Below are 436 nucleotides of genomic sequence, written 5' to 3'. Positions count from 1 at the left end.
ACCAAAACGAGCAAGCGGACTGGCGAGACGAGCACCACGGTAAGTGTGGGCATCAGAATTGATCCGAAAATCAAATTCGCCCTCGATATAATAGGGAGGCTGCAGAAGCGTTCGCTGACAGCGGTGATTGAGTGGGCAATACTCAATGCTATGGAGCGTGAGTATCTCGACGAGAAAACCATCCTTGCTGAGGAAATCGACCGCATTTGGTCCACGGACGAAATAAATCGGCTTGTCAATCTTGCGGAGCGGATGCCTCAAGCATTGACATATGACGAATTAAGAGTGTGGGAAACCATTAAAATTTCGCCATATTTCTGGGGCGTGAAGGAGGGCGTAAGCCTTTATCCGCACAGGCTGAACGTGCCGCGTCTCCGCGAGAACTGGGAAGAACTGATGGAGCACGTAGATGAGAACAAATCAAGCAGCTACGTGA

At 50.2% G+C, this 436-nt stretch carries 1 protein-coding gene; it reads left to right on the top strand.

Annotated elements, in window-relative coordinates; all coding sequences use genetic code 11:
• A partial coding sequence (locus J5M71_RS28730) for a hypothetical protein (RefSeq protein ID WP_207839069.1) occupies window positions 1-436 on the top strand: 436 nt, incomplete at both ends.

Source organism: Pseudomonas sp. 43(2021), from assembly GCF_017490805.1.
Classification (GTDB): Bacteria; Pseudomonadota; Gammaproteobacteria; order Pseudomonadales; family Pseudomonadaceae; genus Aquipseudomonas.
Note: the sequence above shows the minus strand (reverse complement) of the source record. Positions and strands in the feature narration are given on the sequence as shown.